The 4,296-nt window shown below is 75.8% G+C and carries 3 protein-coding genes and 2 pseudogenes; 2 read left to right on the plus strand and 3 right to left on the minus strand.

The window, feature by feature from the left end; all coding sequences use genetic code 11:
* Positions 1-240: pseudogene (locus tag AX737_RS15370) on the minus strand (7-carboxy-7-deazaguanine synthase); the annotation flags it as partial.
* A 257-nt stretch (positions 241-497) separates the two neighbouring features.
* Between AX737_RS15370 and AX737_RS15375 the strand changes: the two are divergent.
* The gene (locus AX737_RS15375; RefSeq protein ID WP_066922711.1) at positions 498-2,006 is read left to right on the plus strand and encodes a D-alanyl-D-alanine carboxypeptidase family protein; all 1,509 of its coding nucleotides are present in this window, start codon (positions 498-500) and stop codon (positions 2,004-2,006) included.
* Between the two features lie 3 nt (positions 2,007-2,009).
* Here the strand turns inward: AX737_RS15375 and AX737_RS15380 are convergent, their stop codons facing one another.
* Entirely contained in the window at positions 2,010-3,326 is a 1,317-nt protein-coding gene (locus AX737_RS15380; protein ID WP_066922713.1) for an MFS transporter, read from the minus strand.
* Between the two features lie 96 nt (positions 3,327-3,422).
* Between AX737_RS15380 and AX737_RS15385 the strand changes: the two genes are divergently transcribed.
* Positions 3,423-4,100, plus strand: a complete 678-nt coding sequence (locus AX737_RS15385) for a dimethylmenaquinone methyltransferase (RefSeq protein ID WP_066922715.1) — start codon at positions 3,423-3,425, stop codon at positions 4,098-4,100.
* A 9-nt stretch (positions 4,101-4,109) separates the two neighbouring features.
* Here AX737_RS15385 and AX737_RS34480 read toward each other — a convergent pair.
* Positions 4,110-4,296: pseudogene (locus AX737_RS34480) on the minus strand (hypothetical protein); the annotation flags it as partial.

Raw genomic sequence — 4,296 nt, forward strand, 5'->3', positions numbered from 1 at the left:
GCCCTCCCAGGTCCGGCCGATGGCCTCGGCCAGCGAATCGGCTTCGGCGAAGCGCCCGCCGCCCGGCCCGTCCATGCCGACGAAGTCCGTGTCGCAGAAGCGGCAGGCGGCGCTCGCGCGGTCCTCCTCCCGGCCCGACCAGAGGTTGCAGCCGGCGAACCGGCAGAACACGGCCGCGCGGCCGGCCTGCGCGCCCTCGCCCTGCAGGGTGTGGAAGAGTTCCTTGACCGCGTACGCCATCGTCCCGCCGTGATGCCCCGCCGCGACCTTTGCGCGGTGCACAAGCCAGCCAGATAGGCGACCCGGGCTGGATCCGCCATCGCGGGGGCGCCATGCTCTCGCCACGGTAGCCGCGTTGAAGGCTTCCGGGGTGCAGATCCGTTCGACCGGGCTCGCCGGACGACCGACACGTCCTACCTCCGCCGAGGCGTTCGGCGGTGCGAAGGGGCGGCGGGTCTCGGGCACAGCCGCGGCGTTCCACACCGAAGTCAGGCCGGATGTCGAATCGAATTCTGAAGCGTCTCGCAGGGGCGGTCGCGGCGCTCGCGGTCCTCGTCGGCGCGGCCGAAGCCGCCACGGCGCCGATCCTGCTGGTCGACGCCGAGACCGGCAAGGTGATCTACGGGCAGGCCGCGACCGACCCGTGGTACCCGGCCTCCATCACCAAGCTGATGACGGCCTACGTCGCCCTCGACCTCGTGCGGCAGGGCCGCGCCTCCCTCGACACGCTCGTGACCATCTCGCCGGCGGCCGCCGCCGAGCCGCCCTCGAAGATGGGCTTCCGGCCGGGCACCCAGCTCACCCTCGACAACGCCCTCAAGATCATCATGGTCAAGTCGGCCAACGACGTGTCCTGGGCGATCGGCGAGAGCCTCGGCGGCTCCGTCGAGGGGTTCGCGGACATGATGAACGAGACCTCGCGGCGCATCGGCATGCACGAGAGCCGCTGGTACAACCCGAACGGCCTGCCCGACGCCCGGCAATGGACCTCGGCCCGCGACATGGCGGTGCTCGCCCGCGCGCTGATGCGCGACTTCCCGCAGAACCGCGACCTGTTCGCGATCCCGGCGATCCAGTTCGGCAAGGCCGTGATGGCCAACCACAACGGCCTGCTCGGCCGCTACGCGGGCGCCGACGGGATGAAGACCGGCTTCATCTGCTCGGGCGGCTTCAACGTGGTGGCGAGCGCGACCCGCAACGGGCGCCGGATCATCGCCGTGGTGATGGGCCAGCCGAGCGCGCGCGAGCGCGACCTGAAGACGGCCGACCTGTTCGACTACGCCTTCACCCAGTCGCCCGGCTGGACCAGCCAGAGCCTCGACGCGCTGCCGGCCTCGGCGAGCGCCGCGCCGCCCGACATGCGGCCCTTCATCTGCGGCGGCCGCAAGGCCCCCGCGATCGACGAGGGACCGGGCGCCATCGCGGGCAACGGGGCCGAGGGCGCGATCGCGCAGTTCATGGGCCAGACCGCCGCCGCCTCGCCGGCCGCCGCGCTGGCGGCCTTCAGCACCGCGGCGGTCCGCAATCGCGCGCTGCCGCCGCGCGCGCCGCTGCAGCCGGTCGCGGTCTGGATCGGCCGCAGCCCGGCCGAGGGACAGACCCTGCTGGCCGAGCAGGAGAACGCGGCCAAGACCGCCGCGGCGGAGGCCCGCGCCGCCAAGCTCGAGGCCGCCAAGGCCAAGCGCGAGGCCGCGAAGGAGGCTCGGGCGGCCAAGCTCGCGCAGGCGAAGGAGCGGGCCGCCGAGGCCAGGGCGAACGCGCCGGCCAAGCCGGCGGCGAAGCCCGCTTCCCTGGCCGCCAAGGCGGCGCCCAAGGCCGCCGCGCGCAAGCCGCAATCCGGCATCCCCCAGAGCGCGACCGCCTACACCTCCACGGCGGCCGAGGCGCCCGTGATCCCGGCCGCCAAGGCGAAGCCGGCGCACAAGGCCGCCGCCAAGCCCGCTCCGAAGCCCGCGCAGCAGGCCAAGGCGGCGAGCAAGCCGGCCAAGGCGAAGGCGGACGAGTAGGTCTCAGTCCAGCACCCGCCCGCGCGTCTCCTCGCGGATCCCCGCGACCGCGAGGGCGGCGAGCGCGAGGAGCACCGCGAACAGCCCGATCGCCGCCGCGAAGCTCACCGCCACCACGAGCCCGAGCGCCGAGGGCGCGAGCAGCCCGCCGACGCGCGCCAGCGCCCCGGCGGCACCCATGCCGGTGGCGCGGGCGGCGGTGGGGAAGAGTTCCGGCGTGAAGGCGTAGAGCGCGCCCCAGGCGCCGAGCATGGCGAAGCTCATCAGCAGGGTCGCGCCCGAGATCACCAGGGGATCGCGGGTCGCGACGTAGAGCGAGCAGCCGGCGGCCGCCGCCAGCAGGAAGCCGATCAGCGTGCGCCGCCGCCCCCAGCGCTCGACTCCGTAGGCCGCGAGCGCGTAGCCGGGCAGCTGGGCGAGCGCCACCAGAACGAGGAAGCCCTGGGCGTGCAGGAAGCCGAGCCCCGAGGCCGCGAGCTGGGCGGGCAGCCAGACGAACAGCCCGTAATAGGCCATCGAGACCAGGAGCCACACGGTCAGGATCAGCAGGAACGGCCGCCGCAGGGGCGGGGCGAGGAGCCGGGGGCGCGGGCCGGCCTCGGATTCGCGCCGGAGCGTGCCCGCCTGGTGCGAGCGCCCGTTCGCCGCCGCCATCCGGGCGAGCACCCGGTCGGCCTCGTCGAGCCGGCCCCGGCGCCAGAGGAAATAGGGCGATTCCGGCACCCAGAAGCGCAGGGCGACGCCGACGAGCGCCGGCAGGGCGGTGGCCGCGAAGATCCAGCGCCAACCGTCCGGTCCGCCCCACGCGGCCGCCGCCCAGCTCGCCAGCGCCAGCGCCAGCGTGCCGAGCGCCCAGAACGCCTCGAGCAGCACGAGCCAGCGCCCGCGGCGGGCGACCGGCAGGAACTCGGCCATCGCGGCGTAGTCCACCGGCAGGGTCCCGCCGACGGCGGCGCCGGTGAGGAAGCGCAGCACCAGCAGGCTCGTGAAGTCGGGCGCCAGCGCCGAGGCGAGGCCGAAGACGGCGTCCGCCAGCACCGTGCCGATCAGGACCGCCCGCCGCCCGACCCGGTCGGCGAGGCGCCCGAAGCCCCAGGCGCCCAGCATCATGCCGAGGAAGAAGGCAGTGCCGACCTGGATCGCCTGCGGCACGGCGATGCCGAAGGAGGCCGCGAGCGTCGGCGCCGCGAAGCCGATGGCCAGCACCTGCATCGCGTCGGCCGCCCAGACGAGGCCGAAGATCCCGAGGAGCCGGGCCTGGAACCGGCCCGTCCCGATCCGTCCGAGGGCCGCGTCCAGGGAGTTGGCCGAGCCTGTCATGGTATGGTCCGCCCGCGTCGTGCCGTGAGGCCGGCGCCCGAGGCCCGGCCGTGCGCCCTCTTACAGCAGCTTGGCCTTCGACGAAGCGGAGATCCGATGCCCGTCACGATTCACGCCCCACCCGCCGACACCCTGAGCGAGGACGAGCTCGCGCGCTGGCGCGCGGTGCCGGCCGCGGTGGCCGCCGACCTCGCCCGCGGGGCCGACCAGATCGACCCGGCGATCCGGCCGCTCAATCCGCCGGGGCGCCAGCCGCGCCTGTTCGGCCGCGCGGTGACGGCGCTGTGCGAGCCGCCGGATTTCGGCGCGGTGCTGCACGCCGTCGAGCGGATCGGCCCGGGCGACGTGCTGGTGATCGCGGCCGGCGGCCGCGCCGAGACGGCGATGATCGGCGAGATCGTCGGCGGCCACCTGCGGCGCCGGGGCGGCGCGGGCCTCGTCTGCGACGGGGCGATCCGCGACGTCGCGATCCTGGCGGGCTGGCCCGACCTCGCCGTCTTCACCCGGGCGGTCACGCCGCGCGGGCCCTCCTCCGCCGAGCGCGGGGCGGTCAACGCGGCGGTCGTCGTCGGGGGGCGGCTCGTCGCGCCGGGCGACCTCGTCATCGGCGACGACGACGGGCTGGTCGCGCTCTCGCCCGCCACGGTGCGCGCCCGCATCGGCGACGCCGAGGCCAAGCTCGCCCGGGAGGCGGAGTGGGAGGCCGGCCTCGCGGCCGGGCGCACGGTCTGCGAGACCTTCGGGATCGCGGCGCCGGTCGCGGGAGCGGCGTGACCGGCGGCCTCAGCGTCCCCCGCGCTCCGGGGGCGGGCGGTAGGCTTCCGAGGGGAGGTCGCGCGACAGGCTCTCGCCCGTGCCGCGGCCGGGGGCGGGGCTCGGCATCTCGGGCGAGCGCGGCGGTTCGGTGATGTAGCGCTGCGTGCCCGGGGCCGGTGCGGGCTGGCCGGGCGCGGGCTGGGCGGCCGGGGCC

It is taken from the genome of Methylobacterium sp. CCH5-D2, assembly GCF_001556475.1.
GTDB classification, from domain to species: Bacteria; Pseudomonadota; Alphaproteobacteria; order Rhizobiales; family Beijerinckiaceae; genus Methylobacterium; species Methylobacterium hispanicum.